Here is a 17428-nt window from a genome sequence, read left to right as displayed (position 1 = left end):
GATGTCGCGGCGCAGACGGACCCTCAAACCCGAAGAGCAGGAACTCTGGGCGCGCGTGACTGAAACCGCGATCCCGATGCCTGTCCGCTCGCCCAAACAAGACACTATTCCGGCCAAAACCGCGATTCCCGAACCGGCCTCACCGCGCTCGATCAAGTCGTTCCGGTTAGGCGCACAAGCCGCGCCGAAACCCGCCAAACACAACCTCGCGCCGAGCCTCGAGACGCAAATCGGCAAAGCTCCGGTGGCAATGGACAAAAAGGCGTTCACCCGCCTGAAACAGGGACGTCTGTCGCCCGAGGGTCGGATTGATCTACACGGAATGACGCTGGATCAGGCGCATCCCGCTCTAAATCGCTTCATCTTGGATGCCCATGCCGCGGGCAAGCGGCTTGTTCTCGTGATCACGGGGAAAGGCAAGGCGCGCGATGACGGTGGCCCGATCCCGACTCGCCTTGGTGTGTTGCGCCATCAGGTGCCGCAATGGTTCCAGCAGCATCCGCTAAAGCCTTTGATCCTGCAGGTCGCTGAGGCCAGTCAGAAACACGGCGGCTCAGGTGCCTACTACGTCTATCTTCGCCGTGCGCGGTAGCGTGCTGACCGCACGCTGCACCCCGATGACAGCCAACACGGTCGCGACCACCATATAGCCCGCCACCCAAAGCATCTGGGTTGGAAAACTGATCCCCATATCCAGAAGCAGCCCCGCCAATCCCGGCCCAATTGCCGAGCCAAAGACCATGACGGCTGCCGCCAGCGCCTTGATCGAGCCAAGATGGCGCGTGCCAAAGAATTCGGCCCAAAAGGCGGGCGGCACGGTGGCCTGCATGCCGGAGCTTACGGCGAACAGGGCGATCCCGACAGCTCCGCCCAGCAATGACGATGTCAGCGAGAAGATCACGAAACCCAGCGCTAGGGGCAGGGTGTAGATCGCGATCATCTTGCCTGTGCCGAAGCGATCGATTGCAAAGCCAGACAGCAGCATGAAGCCGGTCGTGACCACCGTGTAGATCGGGAAAAGACCCACCATCTCCAGATGGGACCACCCTTTCACCTCAGCCAGATGGACCTGAAGGAAGAAGAATGCCGTCCCAAAGGCAGGTGGCCCCAGCATCACCGGCAGGATCAACCAATAGAGCGGCGTGCGCAAAACCTCGGTGCGGGTCCAGTGGCGATTGCCCATTCCCGCGGATTGATTTTCGGTTGCGACGGACTTGGGCGTCCGCTCTTCCTGCAGGAGGATCAGCACAATCGGTGCCGCGACCAAGGCCAGAATGGCCGCGACAACCCATGACCAGCGCCAGCCGATATAGCCCATCAAGACGACGAAGATCAGTGGCAGCAAAGCCTGTCCGACGCCAAACCCCAAGGCCGCAATGGATAAGGCGCGCCCGCGTGTGGCCACATACCAGCGCGCCATTCCGACGGCTGCGACATGGCTTGCCATGCCTTGGCCAAAGAGGCGGAGGAAGAAGATCATTGGCACAAGCCAAAAGACCGAAGGAACCAGCGCCGTAGCGATGCAAGCGGCTGCCAGTAGCACCAAGACGATGCTGCCGATCGTGCGCACGCGGAATAGGTCGGTCAGGACCCCGGCCCAAATCATGACGACCGCGGATCCCAATGTGCCCAGCATATAGATCCCGCCCCAGGCCGCGTTGGATAGTGAGAATTCGGCCTGAATTTCACCGGCGAAGATCGAGATGAAGAAGGTTTGCCCATAGCTCGAGCTGAGGGTTAGTAGAAACCCCGCCGCGAGCCATCTGGCATTGTCGCGGACGAAGCGCAGGGTCTCCATCAAAGTCCGGCGGGCGACAGGATCAGGGCGGTCGTGTTTCGAACAGTCAGGACGGTTCCGGGCAGCAAGCCTGTTTGGCCGCCATCCGCAGATAGCGATGTTTCGAGATCCTCGACCCGTGACAAAACCTTCAGCAATGCGGGCGATTTCGCGGTGGCAAAGTGGTTCGTTCCGCCCTCGCTGAACGCGGTGATATCAATGTAGGTCAGCTCGTACTCAGCAATCTCGGCGACGTCTTCCAGTTTGCCCAGACGCTTGGTTTCTCCCGTCAGCCGTTCGACCAGACGCAACGCTCGATCCCGGCGCGACGAGAAGATGATGAAGGGTTGAGGCAGCTTGCCGATCTGATCCGCCTGCGAGCGGAACACGTCCAGATCAAGGTCTGGCGACATCAGGATCACGCCACCGATGCGGCGCAGGACGTTTTCCTTCCTGCTCAGCCGCAGCTCGCGGATCGTCTCCATCGTGACCATGCTGCCAAGGGAATGCGCCACGAGCAGGACTGAAGACGCATTGGATTTCGCGACCGCCTCAACCGTGCGGCGCAGGCCTTCACGGGCAAACAGGGCACTGTCTCGGTCATAGGCGTAGTTTAGCGGATTTCCGGCGGACGGCCACGAGTAGTGCATCGCGATGCCGGGGATATCCAGATCGTAACTCATCTGCGCCATACGGTAGAGCCCGTCGCCAAAGCGCGTGTTGAACCCGTGAACGAAGATCGCAACCTCTCTGTTGCCGGGTTTGCGTCCGACCAGCGCCGCGTTGATCTGCGCGATCAGCTCCCGCTCGCCATCGAACGCGTCAGTGCGGGCCAAGAGGAAGTGTTTCGCGGGGTCGGGCTCGCCACGCGGCCATTCGATCTGGCCCGGCTCGTGAATAGGCGGAATCGACACGTCGGCCACGCCATAGGTCAGCCCGCGACGGCGATCGGTGCCAAACGGCAACTCGTCGGTTTCCCGCGTCGTCGAAAAGAAGATGCTGCGTGTGTTTGGGGAGGCTTCAAGGCCCGCCGGGACGCGTGCCAGATCGCCGCGAAAGCTGCAACCCGCAAGGACCAAGAGACAAAGGACGGCCAGCCGCCACATGGGTTAGAGCACGTAACGGCTGAGGTCGGAGGACCGGCTCAGCTCGCCCAGGTTGGTTTCAACGAAATCAGCGTTCACCACGATCTCCTCGCCAGCGCGGTCCGGGGCCGAAAAGCTCAGCTCCTCGAAGACTCGCTCCATGACGGTATATAGCCTGCGCGCGCCGATATTCTCTACCGATCTGTTGACGTCCGCCGCAATTTTGGCGAGCGCGTCGATGCCGTCGCTTTCAAAGCGAACTGTGACCTCTTCAGTTCCCATCAAAGCGGTATATTGCAGCGTCAGCGCATTGTCGGTTTCGGTCAGGATGCGCACAAAATCTTCTTCGGTCAGTGCCCGCAGCTCGACCCGGATCGGCAGACGGCCTTGCAACTCTGGTAGCAGGTCAGAGGGCTTGGCAATGTGAAACGCGCCTGAGGCGATGAACAGCACATGATCGGTCTTCACCGGCCCGTGCTTGGTCGACACGGTTGTGCCTTCGATCAGTGGAAGCAAGTCGCGCTGCACGCCCTCGCGGCTGACATCTGCGCCCCGGGCATCGCTGCGCGCACAGACCTTGTCGATCTCATCCAGAAACACGATCCCATTCTGCTCAACCGCCTCGATGGCGGCCAATTTGATCTGCTCATCATCCAGCAGCTTGTCCGCCTCATCCGCGATCAGCAGATCGTAACTGTCCTTCACGGTCGTCTTCACCCGCTTTGTGCGTCCGCCCATTTTGCCAAACAGCTCGCCCAGGTTCATCATGCCCGCACCGCCCATATTAGGCTGACCCGGGATTTCCATCGCGCCAAACGGGTTCGAGGTATCGACCAACTCCAGCTCGATTTCCTTGTCATCCAGCACACCGTCACGCAGTTTTTTGCGGAACATGTCGCGGGTTTGCTCGCGCGCGCCCTCGCCTGCCAGTGCCTCAATCACACGCGATTCCGCGGCTTCATGGGCCGAGGCCTTGACGTCCTCGCGCATAGTCTCGCGCACCATGATGATGGCCGCATCTACGAGATCGCGCACGATCTGCTCCACATCGCGTCCGACATAGCCCACTTCTGTGAACTTCGTGGCCTCGACCTTCAGAAACGGTGCGCGCGCCAGTTTCGCCAGTCGGCGTGAAATCTCGGTCTTGCCGACCCCGGTGGGGCCGATCATCAGGATGTTCTTGGGATAGACCTCATCGCGCAGATCATCGCCGAGCTGTTTGCGCCGCCAGCGGTTGCGCAGGGCCACGGCCACCGCCCGCTTGGCGTCCTTTTGGCCGATGATGAATCGGTCCAATTCCGACACGATTTCGCGGGGGGTCAGGTCTGTCACGGGGAAAGGTCCTCTTGCAGTTGGCGGCCTTGTAGACTTATGCGCGCGCCCTCGCAACTTGAAGGGCTGTTGTAACCGGCGGTGACGTTTGCGTGTGGGGGGCTATGCGGATTGAAATTTTCGGCAATACTCTGATTGAAAATATCAAGGAGTCCCTGACCATGATCTCTCGTCGTTCTATCCTGCGTGGCGCTGTTGCTGTCTCTACCGTCGCGGCCCTGCCCGCTTTCGCTGGCGGCCACGGTCGCATCGGCACCTTCACCGGCCAAAAGGGCCATACCACTACCGGTCGGGTCGAAGTTTTGAAAGGCTCGGTCGAGCTGTTGGGCGATTTCACTTTCGACGGTGCGCCGGATCCGAAAGTGGCGCTGGGCAATAACGGGTATGATCCGAAGACGCTGATGGGTCCGCTGAAAAGCAACTCCGGCGCGTCGTCCTACCAGATCCCGGCGGGCATCAATCCCGACGATTACAACGAGGTCTGGATCTGGTGCGAAAAGTTCAACGTGCCGCTTGGTGTCGCCAAGCTCTGATTACTCGGACACCGATAGCCCATTCTCATAGGGTGGCAGTCGGTCCTTGCCGGGAAAGTTTGGCAAAGCGCCAAGCAGCCCGGCCCTGATCTGCGTCCAGAATGCGCCCAGCGCGGTGACGAAGTTGCCCAAAACAAGTAGCGTCAAGACGGGGGCCCACTCGGTCCCCGTTCCTTGTATTGCGGCGGCCAGAAGCAATCCCATGTAGATCAACCCTGCCGTCAGGAAGCTGCGCCGATCAATGATGATTGCCAGCAACGTGAACAGGACAAGCACCCCGATGGCAAGTCCAGTGCCAAACACCCCACCCATTTGGTAGTTCGACAACACCAGAGTGTTCACCAGCGCGGGTGCGGCCAGGATATGAAGCCAGAACGCCGAAGCCGAAAGGCGGCTGACCCGGTGCGGATCCCGCAGGTCAAACCAAAGCGCGCCGATGAATGCGAGCACGCCAAACACCAAGGTGCCGAGCGCCAGGTACGGTTGACGCCGCAGGTCGAAATAGTCTGTCAGTTCCGTACTGCCGCTATTTGCGCCTGGAAACAGGGCCTCGATCACGCCCAGCATCGCGACGATGCCAAAAAGCCCAAGCACGAACATCGAGAATGGCAGTCGGAACACGCGGTAGTAGATCGCCATGCCAACCATGCCCGCCACCCCGACGAGAACGACTTGCGTGGGTAGAACGATGAATTCATCGATAATCATCAGCGCCAAAGCCGCGCCAAGTCCCGCAGCAAAGGACAGGCACAATGCGATCGACGGAAGCGACATGCGCCGCTTCTTCGTGAAGTAAAATGCCAACAGGACGGAAAGCCCGGCCGCGAAAAGCGGAATGAAAGCCACTTCTCCGAAGAGCGCGCCCAGACCCAATAGCCCGGACATCAACAACGCAAGACCAACAGTGACGAAGATTTCCGCAAACCCCTTGAACAGCTCGAACGGCTCATCATCGCCGATCATGTTCGCGCGGAACCCCTGACGCTGGTCCGACAAAATCATCAGCTTGGTGGCTTGCGCCTCGTCCAGCACGCCCGACGCGACCGCCGCCCGCAGATCGTCGCGGCTGATGCCCTCACTCAATGGTTTCGACCGTCAGATTGCCGTTCGTGTAGACGCAGATATCCGCTGCAATCGCCATCGCATCCCGCGCAATGGTCTCGGCATCCTTGTCGCTGTCCATCATCCCGCGCGCGGCGGCCAGCGCGTAGTTTCCACCAGACCCGATAGCGGTCACGTCATGTTCGGGCTCTAGCACGTCACCCGCGCCGGTGATCACAAACAGATCGGTGCCATCGGTCACGATCAGCATCGCTTCCAAATTCTTGAGGTACTTGTCCGTGCGCCAATCTTTGGCCAGCTCGACCGCCGCGCGGGCCAATTGGCCGGGCGTCGCTTCCAGCTTCGATTCAAGCCGCTCCAACAAGGTGAACGCGTCCGCGGTCGAGCCTGCGAAGCCTGCCACGACATCCATACCACCGGGGCTCAGGCGCCGGACCTTCTTCGCGGTGCCTTTCATGACGGTTTGGCCAACCGACACTTGCCCGTCGCCCGCCACCACGATCTTGCCGCCTTTGCGCACGCCGATAATCGTCGTGCCGTGCCAGCCCGGGAATGTCTCGTCCGCCATCGCCGCTCTCCTCATGCTTTCGGGCTATATAGGCACAAGCGCGCCGCGCCTCAACTCAGGCCAAGCTGCGCCAGACTTCTCTCTGCCGCCTCCAGCGCCCCTTCCAAGTACCCGCCGAACTGCTCGGCCGTCTCTGATCCGCTGAAAAGGATCCTATCCTTCCAGAGATGCGCAAGCGCCGCGGGCATCCCGTATTGCGGATGATGGCGCAGCGGGGCGTGATCCGCATCGGTCGCCGTCAGGGGATCAAAAGCCCAATCTTTGAAGTGCAGTGCGCTGGGCGTCGCGGCCTCAGGCCCAAACAGCCGCACCAACTGAGCGACTACATCCGCCCTCAAGGCGGCTTCATCACGCCGCGCTTGCGGCGGCACACCTAGAAAGCCAAAAAACGCCGCGACAGACCCATAAGCAGGACTGGCATCATGGATTTCAACCATCGGGCCGATATAGCTCATCGCGTCGCCAGATAGACCCTGTTCCCGCCAAAAAGGGCGATCAAAAACCGCAACCGCCTTCGCCTGGCCTGCCATCCAGGTCGGGATACTCTCCGCCGCCTGCAGCTCTTCGCGATCGAGCGGTGGGTCGAATTGAATCCGTGTGGCAAGTCGGGGTGGCATGCACAGCACGACTTTGTTGGCACGGAGCTCGGTAAGATCTGCCGTCGTAATCGTCACACTTGGCCCATCTTGAAAGGACACGGCTCTGACGCCCGTCCGAATGTTCAGGCCACCGGCCAGCGCATGGGTCAGCCGGCCAAGCCCACCTTCGATACGATAGGAACCGGCCATCGAGCCGCCGCGCCCGTGCTGAATTCGACCCTGAGCATCCTCGAAAACCAGCAGCCCATCCGAGAACTGCTCGAACACGCCGAGCCCGAATTCTTCGACCAATCGTGCCATGCGCGGCTGCCCGTCCCAGAACCATGCCGGACCCAGGTCAAAGCCGTCCGGATCGGTCGACAGGATTCGCCCACCGATCCGGTCCCGGGCTTCCAAAAGCACATAGTCCGCACCGTGCGCGTCCAGCGCACGCGCCAGAGCCAGCCCGCACAGGCCGCCGCCCACAATGGCAATGTCGGTTTTCATGTCAGGTCGCGGGCGGTGCCGCATGGGGGATATGCCGCAGCTTCATCCAGACCCGCGCGCCCTCTGGCCCCGCGGTCGCGTTCAAGCGCCCACCTTCCGGCACCCTTAACCACGATCCCTTCCGCAACGCGTCTTCCCCTTCCGAGAATCCGCCCGAAAGCACCAAAAACTCGCCGCCCTCAGGCAAGTCCATCTCAACCTTTGCGCCAGCGGTCCAATCCTCGGCCCGCACGGTCTCCCGCGCGTCTTGGAACAGCGGCATCACCGACACGCCCGGCCGGTCCGCCGCGCGCACCATCTCCATCTTGTTCATGTCGATCTTCACCGGCGTCCGGTCATCGAGATCAAACTGCCAAAGCTTCACAAAGATAACGCAGCCCGGTTCAGATCCCGGCGTGTGGGCCGAGGTCGGCGGGTTGCGGATATAGGACCCTTCCGGGAAATCGCCGTGCTCGTCCGAGAATACACCGTCTAGCACGATGAACTCTTCACCGCCTGTGTGCGTGTGCTCCGAGAAGCTCGAGCCGGGCGCATATCGCACGATCGTCGTCGCCCGCGCCACCTCGCCACCGATGCGGTCAAGCATCCGCCGGTCCACCCCGGGCATGGGCGAGGCGATCCAGTCCAGCTCGTCCGAATGGACCACCACCCGCTGGGTGAAATCTGCGTTAAGGTCCATGACGGCGCCTCCCATAGCTTGCTATCGCGCGAACCCTGCCGCGCGCGGCAAGATCGGTCCAGTCAAGAAATGGAGAAGTGGTGAGCCCTGCAGGATTCGAACCTGCGACCCACTGATTAAAAGTCAGTTGCTCTACCAACTGAGCTAAGGGCCCACTGAGCGGTCTATCTAGAAAGGTCGCCCCACAGGGTCAACCCCAAAACAAGGCGTTAGTGTCGCGCTCTTCCCTTGTGCCTTCGCCGCCGCTATATCGCGGCTTATGCGATACGCCGACACATCCTCCGGCCTGCCCTTCATGAAGATGCACGGGCTCGGCAATGACTTCGTGGTCATCGACCAGCGGGGCACCGATGCGTGCGTGACATCTGACCTGGCGCGGGCGCTGGGTGACCGTCATCGTGGTGTGGGATTCGATCAGCTCGCCGTGCTGGAAAACACCCCGGATGCGGACATCGCGCTGACCTTCTTTAACAGCGACGGCAGCACCGCGGGCGCTTGCGGGAACGCGACCCGCTGCATCGCCCGGCACGAGCTCGACCGCGCCGGAAGCGCGGCCATGACGCTAAAAACCGAGCGCGGGATTCTTCAGGCCGAAGACGCCGGACAGGGTCTAACACGCGTGAATATGGGCGAACCGCTGCTCGAGTGGCAGGATATTCCGCTCGCCCGCGAGATGGACACGCTCGCGCTGCCCATAGACGGCGCGCCCACGGCCACCGGCATGGGCAATCCACATTGCACCTTCTTTGTGGACGACATCTCGACCATCGATCTGGCACAGTTCGGCGCGGCACACGAACACCACCCGCTCTTCCCAGAACGCACGAATGTGCAGATCGTCCAGCTGATCGGCAGCGATCACCTGCGGATGCGGGTGTGGGAGCGCGGCGTGGGCATCACGCTGGCCTCCGGCTCGTCGTCCTGCGCCGTGGGTGTCGCCGCCGCCCGCAAAGGTCTGACTGGTCGCAAGGTCCAGATCGATCTCGATGGCGGGCGAATCGAAGTCGACTGGCGCGACGATGGTGTCTGGATGACGGGGCCGACCGCCCATGTCTTCACCGGGTACCTGACCCCAGAATTCCTGGCCGCGCTATGACCACGCCGCCTATCTTTTCCACCCATGGCTGCCGTCTTAACGCCTACGAGACCGAGGCGATGCGCGACCTGACCAAGGGCGCGGAAAATCTTGTCGTTGTGAACACCTGCGCCGTCACCGCCGAGGCCGTTCGAAAGGCCCGCCAAGACATCCGCAAGCTGCGTCGCGAGCATCCGCATGCCCGCCTTGTCGTCACCGGCTGCGCCGCGCAAACAGAGCCTGAAACATTCTCTAACATGGCCGAAGTCGACAATGTCATCGGCAACACTGAGAAGATGAATGCCGCCACTTGGGGCTTCCTGCCCGACACCGAAAAGGTGCAGGTCGACGACATCATGTCCGTGGAAGAAACCGCCGGTCACCTGATCGACGGGTTCGGCACGCGCGCCCGCGCTTATGTGCAGGTCCAGAACGGCTGCGATCACCGCTGCACCTTCTGCATCATTCCCTACGGTCGCGGCAATTCCCGCTCGGTGCCCGCGGGCGTTGTCGTCGATCAGATCAAGCGCCTTGTGGATCGCGGTTATAACGAGGTTGTGCTGACCGGGGTCGACCTGACCTCTTGGGGTGCTGACCTTCCGGCGGAGCCCAAATTGGGTGATCTGGTCCTGCGCATCCTGAAGCTCGTCCCCGACCTGCCTCGTTTGCGCATCTCATCCATCGATTCGATCGAGGTGGACGAGGCGCTGATGCAGGCCATCGCGACTGAGTCGCGCCTGATGCCGCATCTTCACCTCTCGCTCCAAGCGGGTGACAACATGATCCTGAAGCGCATGAAGCGCCGCCACCTGCGCGACGATGCCATCCGCTTCTGCGAAGACGCGCGCAAGCTGCGCCCCGATATGACCTATGGCGCTGACATCATTGCGGGCTTCCCGACCGAGACGGATGCGATGTTCGAAAACTCGCTGCGCTTGGTCGAAGACTGCGATCTGACCTGGCTGCACGTTTTCCCCTACTCCGCCCGTCAGGGCACGCCCGCCGCGAAAATGCCTGCCGTGCATGGAGCGGCGATCAAGGAACGTGCCGCGCGCCTTCGAGCCGCCGGCGACGCGCAGGTCAAAAAACACCTTGCGTCCCGAATTGGACAGCAGCACAACGTCCTGATGGAAAATCCCCGCATGGGTCGCACCGAGCAATTCACCGAAGTGGCGTTTGACAGTGACCAGCCCACGGGCCAGATCGTTCCCACCGTGATCAAGGGCGTCACCGGCACTCAATTGAGCGCCTAGTGCCTGACCTCGGCGCAATGACCCCGGTTCTTTATAGCTTCCGTCGTTGCCCCTATGCGATGCGCGCGCGGCTTGCTCTGTATCAATCCGGCCTTGTGCATGAGCACCGCGAAATCGTGTTGCGCGACAAAGCCCCTGAATTCATCGCGGCTTCGGCTAAGGCCACCGTACCCGTCTTGGTGCTGAGAGATATGGTCTTGGAGGAAAGTCTGGATATCATGCGTTGGGCGCTTGTCCAGAACGATCCCGACGCGTGGTTGGAAGGCGATGATCAGACTCTAATTCACCGCAACGATACCCAATTCAAGCACGCGCTCGATCGCTATAAATACGCCTCGCGCTACGGCGAGGACCCGTTGGAGCATCGCAGAGTTGCATCCGAAATCCTGCACGATCTTGATACGCGCTTGGCCGAGACCACACACCTGATCGGCGACGATCCAAAGCTCGCAGACATCGCGATCTTCCCGTTCATCCGCCAGTTCGCGAACACTGATCGCCCGTGGTTCGATGCTCAGGATTGGCCGCAATTGCAGCGCTGGCTTGCCCACCATCTCGATCACCAGCGCTTTGCGGCCATCATGGGGAAATACCCAAAATGGCAGGCAGGCGATCCGCCAACCCTTGCACCCGCAAAGCAATGCCCCCAAGGATAGCGCCATGCATCCCAATCCCGCCTTCCGCACCGCGCCCGATGTGCGCAACATAGGCTTCGCGCGCGAGCGGGGGTTTGGCACATTGGCGGTTAATGGCGATGATGGCCCGCTGACATCGCACATCCCGTTCCTGCTGGAAGAAGATGGATCGCATGCGGAGCTGCACCTCGTCCGCTCCAACCCCATCGCCCGCGCGTCCAAAGAGCCACAAAAGGCGGCGATCACCGTCACGGGTCCAGACAGCTACATCTCGCCCGACTGGTACGGCGTCGCGGATCAGGTCCCGACGTGGAACTACGTCGCCGTGCGCCTGTCCGGCTTCCTGACGGCCATGCCGCAGGACACGCTCCATCCCATGCTCGACCGTCTTTCGGCGCATTTCGAAGAACACTTGCTGCCCAAACAGCCTTGGCACACGTCCAAGATGACGCCTGATGTGATGGAGCGGATGATGCGCATGATCCAGCCGTTCCATTTCGCCGTGACCGCCATCGAAGGCACCTGGAAGCTGGGCCAGAACAAACCCGACGCCGTCCGCGTCGCCGCGGCCCAACAGGTCACGGGCTACGGCATCGGTAATGATACACAAACCCTCGCCGCGCTGATGCTCGGCGCATCTTCGGAGGACCCCAAATGAGACTCTATTCAAGCCCAACGTCGCCCTATGTGCGGAAAGTCCATCTGGTCTTGCGAGAGACAGGTCAGCTTGATGATGTCGAGATGGTCGGCGCGATTGGCACACCCTTGGATTCCTCGAAGATGCCGACAGAGCACAATCCGCTTGGCAAAATTCCGGCGCTTGTTCTCGACGACGGCAGCGCGCTGTTCGACAGTCGCGTGATTTGCCGATATTTCGACGACCGTGCCAGCGCAGGTCTCTACGGAAGTGGAGAAACCACCTGGACGCTTCAGACTCTTGAAGCGGCTGCTGACGGCATTTTGGATGCAGCCCTTTTGATGGTGTACGAGGCGCGTGTCCGACCCGAAGACAAGCAATTCGCCGAGTGGGTCGAGGGGCAGTGGGGCAAGATTTCAGCCGCTCTCAATATGCTCGAGGGTCGCGCGATGAACAGTCTGTCGTCTGACAAAATCAACATCGCTCAGATCTCTGTGGCCTGTGCGCTGTCATATCTTGATTTCCGCCATGGTGATCGGGCGTGGCAGACGGGGCGCGAGAAGCTTGCCGCGTGGCATGCCGAATTCTCCGAACGCGCGTCAATGCAGGCCACTGTTCCTGTTGGCTGACTTTCGGCGGACAGACGACATCGCCACATGCCTGATGATCCGGCGGGTGGTTTTCATCGAAGGCCAAAACGTCCCCGAGGACTTGGAGGTCGATGGTGAGGATCACCTGTGTCGCCATTACCTTGGGGTGGTTGAGGGCAACGCGGTCGCGACCGCGCGGGTCAAGCCGCTTGGGTGTCAGGCAAAAATCCAGCGCGTCGCAGTGCTTGAAGACCTGTGTAGCAAAGGCATCGGAACCGATCTGATGCGCTTTATTCTCAGCGATCTCGCGGGAGAGTTTGAGGAAGCGGTTCTTGGATCGCAAACCCATGCCATTGGATTTTATGCGCGACTGGGATTCGAGGCGTTCGGACCGGAATATGACGATGCTGGTATTCCACATCGCGACATGCGCAGGACGCTTTAGGCCGTCGGCGTCGTAGAGATATCGACTCTCGTCGAAAAGCCAAAGGCCCTGCTGACCCCTGCGGGATCGCCAAAGTAGGGAAAGCGTCGCTTTGGTCGGTCGAGAACCTTGGCCTGCCAGTCCATATGGTTAATGAACCGAAATTGAAGCGTGGGGCCTGACAGGCCGAGAAGTTCGAACGAGCCTGTCGCGTACATGCCGCCGAAAGAGACTTCTTCGATGACGCTGCCATTCGGCGCGAGCAGACACAGATGCAACATGTCCTCGTAGGGAACGTCATCGGTCGTTGCGACAAGCAGTTCCGATCCAAAGGACCACGCGCCCTCAAGGACCGCGCCAGTGACCGTCCAGACGGTATCTTTCCAAGATATCTTTGCGGACGGGATCTTGGTCGTGAGGGGGCCAAGTCTGACGTCCGGCTCTGAGCGCAGTTCTGGCATCTTCCTTAGAAAAACATATCGACACCGAAGGCCGCAAGGGCGCCGCCCACGAACGCACCGACGGTGACGCAAACCGGCGCACCGGGTCCACAGGCAAGACCGGCAAGCGCGCCCCCGGCGACACCGCCAGCGATCCCGGCACCTAAAACCGCACCCTCTTTCTTTGCGGCAGCGACTTTGTCGTCGGATGTGGCGATCACATAGACGGAGACCGAAAGGGACAGCACGATCAACCCGCGACCCGCAGTAGAGACTTTGCGCATGAGCGGGGTCCATTTTGGACTGCTCTTGCCCGCTGACTTGACGACCTCCGAGTAAACCCGGTTCTTCTGGACCGCCGAAAGCTTGTTGAAGTCAGCTCCCTTGCCGTAGGTGTCAATTGTCTTCTTCGCGATCATCTCGTTGAGGGTCTTGCCCTCCTTCTTGAGATACTCCGCGAGGGCCCGCCCCACCGGCGTCGAGCGTCCTCGCAGCGATTGCATGATCAGATTTCTGATCTCATTTGCCTCTTTCGCGGCTTGGCGCCATGGGATCTTACCGGCACGTGCCTTGGCACGCAGCTCCTCGGCATAGCGAGTGACCTGACGGTCATAGGCGGCGCGGGTCGCGCCATCGACGGCCATGTGTGCCGCGACGTTGGCGACTTCACCGCGCAGAACGGTGATGGCTCGCTCGAATTCGCGACGTTCATGCTCTCGCAGGGCGATGCCGTTATTGGTGTCTGTGTAGAAATGTGTGCGCTGCACGCCCGTCTCCAAAAAATCTCGAGTTCTCAAAATGTAGGGAGACTATCCGACAGGATGTTCAACGACGCAATATGCTTGTGTGAAACCGGTTTTATCGCAACTGGCGATGTGCCTCCGCCAGCGCGATCCCGGCGGAGATGGCGACATTGAGGGACCGACCACCCCCCGGCATCGCGATTTTGACCCGCGCGTCGGCGCCCGCATGGATGTGATCGGGCACACCGGCGCTTTCGCGTCCAAACAGAAGGCAGTCGCCTTTCTGGAACCGAAAGTCCCACAGATCCGTTGCACCTTGAGTAGTGAACAAAACCAAGCGCCCTGTTTTCGTCTGCTGAAACGCATCCCAATTGTCGTGATGGTGGAGGTCCGCCTGATCTGCATAGTCTAATGCCCGGGTGCGCAGAAGCTTCAGCGAGAAGGGGAAGCCACACGGCTCGATCACATGGAGCGGTGCGTCGAAACAGACGCTCAGCCGCGCCAGCGACCCAAGATTCGGGGCTAGATCGGGCTCGTAAGCCGCAATTTGCGTTAAGTGCGACAAATGGCTTCCGTTTCAAGCGACTCTCGGCTGGACGAGGGGGGCCCTTGGCATATATCTAGCCGCGATAATCCTGCGCCCGTCGGTGCGGGTCCTTCGATTTTTACAGGCCGCTTGGGCGGTCTTACAAGGGAGAAGTCCACGTGTCCCACGCAGACGACCACAGCGACGGCAAGACCCGCCGCGATTTTCTGTACTACGCGACAGCAGGTGCAGGCGCCGTGACCGCAGGCGCGGCCATTTGGCCGCTCATCAACCAAATGAACCCCTCCGCGGACGTGCAGGCCCTTGCCTCCATCGACGTTGATGTGTCCGGCGTTCAGCCGGGAACGCAGCTGACCGTGCAATATCTCGGCAAGCCGGTGTTCATCCGCCGCCGCACCGAGGAAGAGATCGAGGCCGCGCGTTCCGTCGACGTCTCCGATCTTCCTGATCAGGGTGCTGAAAACCCCAATGCCCCCGCCGGTGCGGACGCGGCCGACGAGAACCGCTCGCTCGACGAAGAAGGCGAATGGCTGGTGATGGTCGGCGTGTGTACGCACCTTGGCTGCGTGCCGCTGGGCGACGCCGGTGACTTTGGCGGTTGGTTCTGCCCCTGCCACGGCTCCCATTACGATACGTCCGGCCGGATCCGCAGGGGTCCCGCGCCGCGCAACCTTCCCGTTCCCGTCGCGACACTCGACGGTGATACACTGACACTCGGTTAAGGAGAGAATACATGTCTGGAATTCCTCACGACCATTACGAGCCGAAATCCGGTGGCGAGAAGTGGCTTCACAAGCGCCTTCCCATCCTCGGGCTCGCCTATGACACACTGATGATTCCCACCCCCAAGAACCTCAATTGGATGTGGATCTGGGGCATCGTGCTGACCTTTACCCTCGTGCTGCAGATCGTGACCGGCATCGTGCTGGCCATGCATTACGTGCCGCATGTCGATCAGGCCTTCGCGTCGGTCGAGCACATCATGCGTAACGTGAATGGTGGCTACATGCTGCGTTATCTGCATGCGAACGGTGCGTCGTTGTTCTTCGTCGCCGTGTATGCGCACATCTTCCGCAGCCTGTACTACGGCTCCTATAAGGCGCCGCGCGAAGTGACGTGGGTCATCGGTATCATCATCTACCTCGCCATGATGGGCACAGCCTTCATGGGCTACGTGCTGCCTTGGGGTCAGATGTCCTTCTGGGGCGCAACCGTGATCACCGGCCTGTTCGGCGCCATCCCCGGCATCGGCGAAACGCTGCAGACCTGGCTGCTTGGCGGGCCCGCAGTGGACAACGCCACGCTGACGCGCTTCTTCTCGCTGCACTACCTTTTCCCATTCGTGATCCTTGGCCTGACCGTGGTCCACATCTGGGCCTTCCACACGACCGGCAACAACAACCCCACCGGGGTCGAAGTGCGCCGCACGTCCAAGGAAGAAGCAGAAAAAGATACCCTGCCGTTCTGGCCCTACTTCGTGATGAAGGATCTGTTCGCGCTGGGCGTCATCATGGTGGTGTTCTGGGCAATTGTGGGCTTCATGCCGAACTACCTCGGCCACCCCGACAACTACATTGAGGCCAACGCGTTGGCGACGCCCGCACACATCGTGCCCGAATGGTACTTCTTGCCGTTCTACGCGATCCTGCGCGCCTTCACCGACGAGGTGTGGATTGTGCAGCTGGTGGGCTTCGTGACTGGTGGTATCGTGGACGCCAAGTTCTTCGGTGTGGTCGCCATGTTTGGCGCGATCATCGCAATGGCTCTGGCGCCGTGGCTTGACACCTCTTCGGTGCGCTCTGGCCGCTATCGTCCGATGTTCAAGTGGTGGTTTGCCCTTCTGGTTGTCGACTTCTTCGTCCTGATGTGGGTGGGTGCAATGCCCGCAGAAGAGCCGTACAATACGATCTCGCTGATCGCGGCCACTTACTGGTTCGCCTACTTCCTGGTGATCCTCCCGCTTTTGGGCGTGATCGAAAAGCCGCTGCCGCGTCCTGCCACCATCGAAGAGGACTGGGATGCCAGCCACCCCCCCAAGTCGAGCACCGCAGGCACCACGCCTGAGGCGACACCGGCTGAGTAAGGGAAAGAAAGACCAATGTTGAAAAACGCAACACTCGCAGCCCTTGCGGCTCTGACTTTCACCTCCGGCGCCTATGCCGCCGGGGGCGACGGCAAAACGGTCGACTACGACTTCTCTTACGAGGGGCCTTTCGGCACATACGATGAAAATCAGCTGCAGCGGGGTCTGCAGGTCTACACGCAGGTCTGTTCGGCTTGTCACGGCTTGAAGTTCGTGCCCATGCGCACGCTGGCCGACGAAGGTGGTCCGCACCTGCCTGAAGAGCAGATGAAGGCTTATGTCGATCAATTTCTGATCTCGGATGAGGCTGCGAACATGCACCTCTACGATCCGGAAGAGGACGAACTGCGCGCACTGGCACCTACGGACAACTTCCCGGCCAACAACGCAGCAGGTGCACCTGATCTGTCGCTGATGGCAAAGGCTCGCGCGGGCTTTCATGGCCCCTACGGCACCGGGATCAACCAGTTGATGAATGGTATCGGAGGTGCGGAATACATCGCGTCCCTTCTGACCGGCTATACGGGTGAAGAGAAGGAAGAAGCAGGCACGATCCTTTACGAGAACACTGCCTTCCCGGGCGGCTGGATTTCGATGGGCCCGCCGCTTTATGGCGACGACGTGGAATTTGCTGACGGGACCGAGGCCACGATTGAGCAGCAGTCGAAAGATGTCGCAGCCTTCCTGCGCTGGACGGCAGAGCCGCACCAGAACTCGCGCAAGCAGACCGGCTTCATCGCCGTATTCTTCCTGATCGTTCTGACGGCTCTGCTCTACCTGACCAACAAGCGTCTTTGGAAGAAAGTGAAAGACTAAGGTCTGATCCTCCATTAGATGAAACAGACAAAGGCGTGCCGCATCGGCGCGCCTTTTCTTTTTG

At 60.7% G+C, this 17428-nt stretch carries 21 protein-coding genes and 1 tRNA gene; 11 read left to right on the top strand and 11 right to left on the bottom strand.

The features are described from left to right. Position 1: 1 nt before the first annotated feature. Positions 2 to 592, top strand: coding sequence for a Smr/MutS family protein (locus C8N43_RS12595; protein ID WP_107845932.1), 591 nt, complete (start codon positions 2 to 4; stop codon positions 590 to 592). On the opposite strand, the gene C8N43_RS12590 is transcribed toward C8N43_RS12595, so the two are convergent. Genes C8N43_RS12590 through hslU form a run of 3 tightly spaced genes read right to left on the bottom strand, consistent with a single transcriptional unit; the run spans position 554 to position 4194 of the window. Then, the gene (locus C8N43_RS12590; RefSeq protein ID WP_107845931.1) at positions 554 to 1798 is read right to left on the bottom strand and encodes an MFS transporter; all 1245 of its coding nucleotides are present in this window, start codon (positions 1796 to 1798) and stop codon (positions 554 to 556) included. The two genes, C8N43_RS12595 and C8N43_RS12590, sit on opposite strands and share 39 nt — an antisense overlap. Next, a complete protein-coding gene (locus C8N43_RS12585; RefSeq protein WP_107845930.1) occupies positions 1798 to 2883 on the bottom strand; it encodes an alpha/beta hydrolase in 1086 nt (361 codons plus the stop codon). The genes C8N43_RS12590 and C8N43_RS12585 overlap by 1 nt, the downstream gene beginning before the upstream one ends. A gap of 3 nt (positions 2884 to 2886) precedes the next feature. Next, positions 2887 to 4194, bottom strand: a complete 1308-nt coding sequence (gene hslU / locus C8N43_RS12580) for an ATP-dependent protease ATPase subunit HslU (RefSeq protein WP_107845929.1) — start codon at positions 4192 to 4194, stop codon at positions 2887 to 2889. A gap of 161 nt (positions 4195 to 4355) precedes the next feature. On the opposite strand from hslU, the gene C8N43_RS12575 reads away from it, so the two are divergent. After that, the gene (locus C8N43_RS12575) at positions 4356 to 4727 is read left to right on the top strand and encodes a DM13 domain-containing protein (protein WP_158269975.1); all 372 of its coding nucleotides are present in this window, start codon (positions 4356 to 4358) and stop codon (positions 4725 to 4727) included. Here the strand turns inward: C8N43_RS12575 and C8N43_RS12570 are convergent, their stop codons facing one another. From C8N43_RS12570 to C8N43_RS12550, 5 genes are all read right to left on the bottom strand, one after another. Beyond that, positions 4728 to 5810, bottom strand: coding sequence for a hypothetical protein (locus C8N43_RS12570; protein ID WP_107845927.1), 1083 nt, complete (start codon positions 5808 to 5810; stop codon positions 4728 to 4730). After that, positions 5803 to 6357, bottom strand: coding sequence for an ATP-dependent protease subunit HslV (hslV, locus tag C8N43_RS12565; RefSeq protein ID WP_107845926.1), 555 nt, complete (start codon positions 6355 to 6357; stop codon positions 5803 to 5805). Before hslV ends, C8N43_RS12570 begins: the two co-directional genes overlap by 8 nt. Positions 6358 to 6407: 50 nt before the next feature. After that, positions 6408 to 7442 carry a flavin monoamine oxidase family protein gene (locus C8N43_RS12560; protein ID WP_107846355.1) on the bottom strand — a complete coding sequence of 345 codons (1035 nt, stop codon included), beginning with the start codon at positions 7440 to 7442 and terminating at the stop codon, positions 6408 to 6410. Position 7443: 1 nt separating this feature from the next. Next, positions 7444 to 8121, bottom strand: a complete 678-nt coding sequence (locus C8N43_RS12555; protein WP_107845925.1) for a cupin domain-containing protein — start codon at positions 8119 to 8121, stop codon at positions 7444 to 7446. A 78-nt stretch (positions 8122 to 8199) separates the two neighbouring features. Beyond that, a tRNA-Lys gene (locus C8N43_RS12550) sits at positions 8200 to 8275 on the bottom strand. A 105-nt stretch (positions 8276 to 8380) separates the two neighbouring features. On the opposite strand from C8N43_RS12550, the gene dapF reads away from it, so the two are divergent. Genes dapF through C8N43_RS12520 form a run of 6 tightly spaced genes read left to right on the top strand, consistent with a single transcriptional unit; the run spans position 8381 to position 12756 of the window. Beyond that, positions 8381 to 9217 carry a diaminopimelate epimerase gene (gene dapF / locus C8N43_RS12545; RefSeq protein ID WP_107845924.1) on the top strand — a complete coding sequence of 279 codons (837 nt, stop codon included), beginning with the start codon at positions 8381 to 8383 and terminating at the stop codon, positions 9215 to 9217. Beyond that, entirely contained in the window at positions 9214 to 10449 is a 1236-nt protein-coding gene (gene mtaB, locus C8N43_RS12540) for a tRNA (N(6)-L-threonylcarbamoyladenosine(37)-C(2))-methylthiotransferase MtaB (protein ID WP_107845923.1), read from the top strand. Before dapF ends, mtaB begins: the two co-directional genes overlap by 4 nt. Before the next feature lie 17 nt (positions 10450 to 10466). Further along, complete coding sequence (locus C8N43_RS12535) at positions 10467 to 11105, top strand: glutathione S-transferase (protein WP_107846354.1); 639 nt, start codon at positions 10467 to 10469, stop codon at positions 11103 to 11105. A 4-nt stretch (positions 11106 to 11109) separates the two neighbouring features. Next, positions 11110 to 11742, top strand: a complete 633-nt coding sequence (locus C8N43_RS12530; protein WP_107845922.1) for an FMN-binding negative transcriptional regulator — start codon at positions 11110 to 11112, stop codon at positions 11740 to 11742. Beyond that, positions 11739 to 12350: a glutathione S-transferase gene (locus C8N43_RS12525; RefSeq protein ID WP_107845921.1), complete on the top strand. Its 612-nt coding sequence runs from the start codon at positions 11739 to 11741 to the stop codon at positions 12348 to 12350. Before C8N43_RS12530 ends, C8N43_RS12525 begins: the two co-directional genes overlap by 4 nt. After that, positions 12343 to 12756: a GNAT family N-acetyltransferase gene (locus tag C8N43_RS12520; RefSeq protein ID WP_245912989.1), complete on the top strand. Its 414-nt coding sequence runs from the start codon at positions 12343 to 12345 to the stop codon at positions 12754 to 12756. Before C8N43_RS12525 ends, C8N43_RS12520 begins: the two co-directional genes overlap by 8 nt. Here the strand turns inward: C8N43_RS12520 and C8N43_RS12515 are convergent. From C8N43_RS12515 to C8N43_RS12505, 3 genes are all read right to left on the bottom strand, one after another. Further along, positions 12753 to 13196 (bottom strand): hypothetical protein, encoded by a 444-nt coding sequence (locus C8N43_RS12515; protein ID WP_107845919.1) that lies wholly within the window; start codon positions 13194 to 13196, stop codon positions 12753 to 12755. The two genes, C8N43_RS12520 and C8N43_RS12515, sit on opposite strands and share 4 nt — an antisense overlap. 5 nt (positions 13197 to 13201) lie before the next feature. After that, positions 13202 to 13942 carry a hypothetical protein gene (locus tag C8N43_RS12510; protein WP_211308586.1) on the bottom strand — a complete coding sequence of 247 codons (741 nt, stop codon included), beginning with the start codon at positions 13940 to 13942 and terminating at the stop codon, positions 13202 to 13204. 91 nt (positions 13943 to 14033) lie between these two features. Next, entirely contained in the window at positions 14034 to 14483 is a 450-nt protein-coding gene (locus tag C8N43_RS12505) for a tRNA (cytidine(34)-2'-O)-methyltransferase (protein WP_107845918.1), read from the bottom strand. Positions 14484 to 14623: 140 nt separating this feature from the next. On the opposite strand from C8N43_RS12505, the gene petA reads away from it, so the two are divergent. The 3 genes from petA to C8N43_RS12490 are packed head-to-tail and all read left to right on the top strand — an operon-like array spanning position 14624 to position 17364. Continuing rightward, the gene (petA, locus tag C8N43_RS12500; RefSeq protein WP_107845917.1) at positions 14624 to 15187 is read left to right on the top strand and encodes a ubiquinol-cytochrome c reductase iron-sulfur subunit; all 564 of its coding nucleotides are present in this window, start codon (positions 14624 to 14626) and stop codon (positions 15185 to 15187) included. An 11-nt stretch (positions 15188 to 15198) separates the two neighbouring features. Next, positions 15199 to 16548, top strand: coding sequence for a cytochrome b (locus C8N43_RS12495; RefSeq protein WP_107845916.1), 1350 nt, complete (start codon positions 15199 to 15201; stop codon positions 16546 to 16548). Positions 16549 to 16563: 15 nt separating this feature from the next. Further along, complete coding sequence (locus C8N43_RS12490) at positions 16564 to 17364, top strand: cytochrome c1 (protein WP_107845915.1); 801 nt, start codon at positions 16564 to 16566, stop codon at positions 17362 to 17364. The last annotated feature ends 64 nt before the right edge of the window (positions 17365 to 17428 follow it).

The organism is Litoreibacter ponti (assembly GCF_003054285.1).
Taxonomy (GTDB): domain Bacteria; phylum Pseudomonadota; class Alphaproteobacteria; order Rhodobacterales; family Rhodobacteraceae; genus Litoreibacter; species Litoreibacter ponti.
This window is presented reverse-complemented; position numbering and strand designations above follow the sequence as displayed.

What these genes read in the sequence shown, in the direction of transcription:
- C8N43_RS12595 (WP_107845932.1), top strand. Translation starts at nt 2, where the DNA reads ATGTCGCGGCGCAGACGGACCCTCAAACCCGAAGAGCAGGAACTCTGG.
- C8N43_RS12590 (WP_107845931.1), bottom strand. Translation starts at nt 1,798, where the DNA reads ATGGAGACCCTGCGCTTCGTCCGCGACAATGCCAGATGGCTCGCGGCG.
- C8N43_RS12585 (WP_107845930.1), bottom strand. Translation starts at nt 2,883, where the DNA reads ATGTGGCGGCTGGCCGTCCTTTGTCTCTTGGTCCTTGCGGGTTGCAGC.
- C8N43_RS12575 (WP_158269975.1), top strand. Translation starts at nt 4,356, where the DNA reads ATGATCTCTCGTCGTTCTATCCTGCGTGGCGCTGTTGCTGTCTCTACC.
- hslV (WP_107845926.1), bottom strand. Translation starts at nt 6,357, where the DNA reads ATGGCGGACGAGACATTCCCGGGCTGGCACGGCACGACGATTATCGGC.
- C8N43_RS12560 (WP_107846355.1), bottom strand. Translation starts at nt 7,442, where the DNA reads ATGAAAACCGACATTGCCATTGTGGGCGGCGGCCTGTGCGGGCTGGCT.
- C8N43_RS12555 (WP_107845925.1), bottom strand. Translation starts at nt 8,121, where the DNA reads ATGGACCTTAACGCAGATTTCACCCAGCGGGTGGTGGTCCATTCGGAC.
- dapF (WP_107845924.1), top strand. Translation starts at nt 8,381, where the DNA reads ATGCGATACGCCGACACATCCTCCGGCCTGCCCTTCATGAAGATGCAC.
- mtaB (WP_107845923.1), top strand. Translation starts at nt 9,214, where the DNA reads ATGACCACGCCGCCTATCTTTTCCACCCATGGCTGCCGTCTTAACGCC.
- C8N43_RS12535 (WP_107846354.1), top strand. Translation starts at nt 10,467, where the DNA reads ATGACCCCGGTTCTTTATAGCTTCCGTCGTTGCCCCTATGCGATGCGC.
- C8N43_RS12530 (WP_107845922.1), top strand. Translation starts at nt 11,110, where the DNA reads ATGCATCCCAATCCCGCCTTCCGCACCGCGCCCGATGTGCGCAACATA.
- C8N43_RS12525 (WP_107845921.1), top strand. Translation starts at nt 11,739, where the DNA reads ATGAGACTCTATTCAAGCCCAACGTCGCCCTATGTGCGGAAAGTCCAT.
- C8N43_RS12515 (WP_107845919.1), bottom strand. Translation starts at nt 13,196, where the DNA reads ATGCCAGAACTGCGCTCAGAGCCGGACGTCAGACTTGGCCCCCTCACG.
- C8N43_RS12495 (WP_107845916.1), top strand. Translation starts at nt 15,199, where the DNA reads ATGTCTGGAATTCCTCACGACCATTACGAGCCGAAATCCGGTGGCGAG.
- C8N43_RS12490 (WP_107845915.1), top strand. Translation starts at nt 16,564, where the DNA reads ATGTTGAAAAACGCAACACTCGCAGCCCTTGCGGCTCTGACTTTCACC.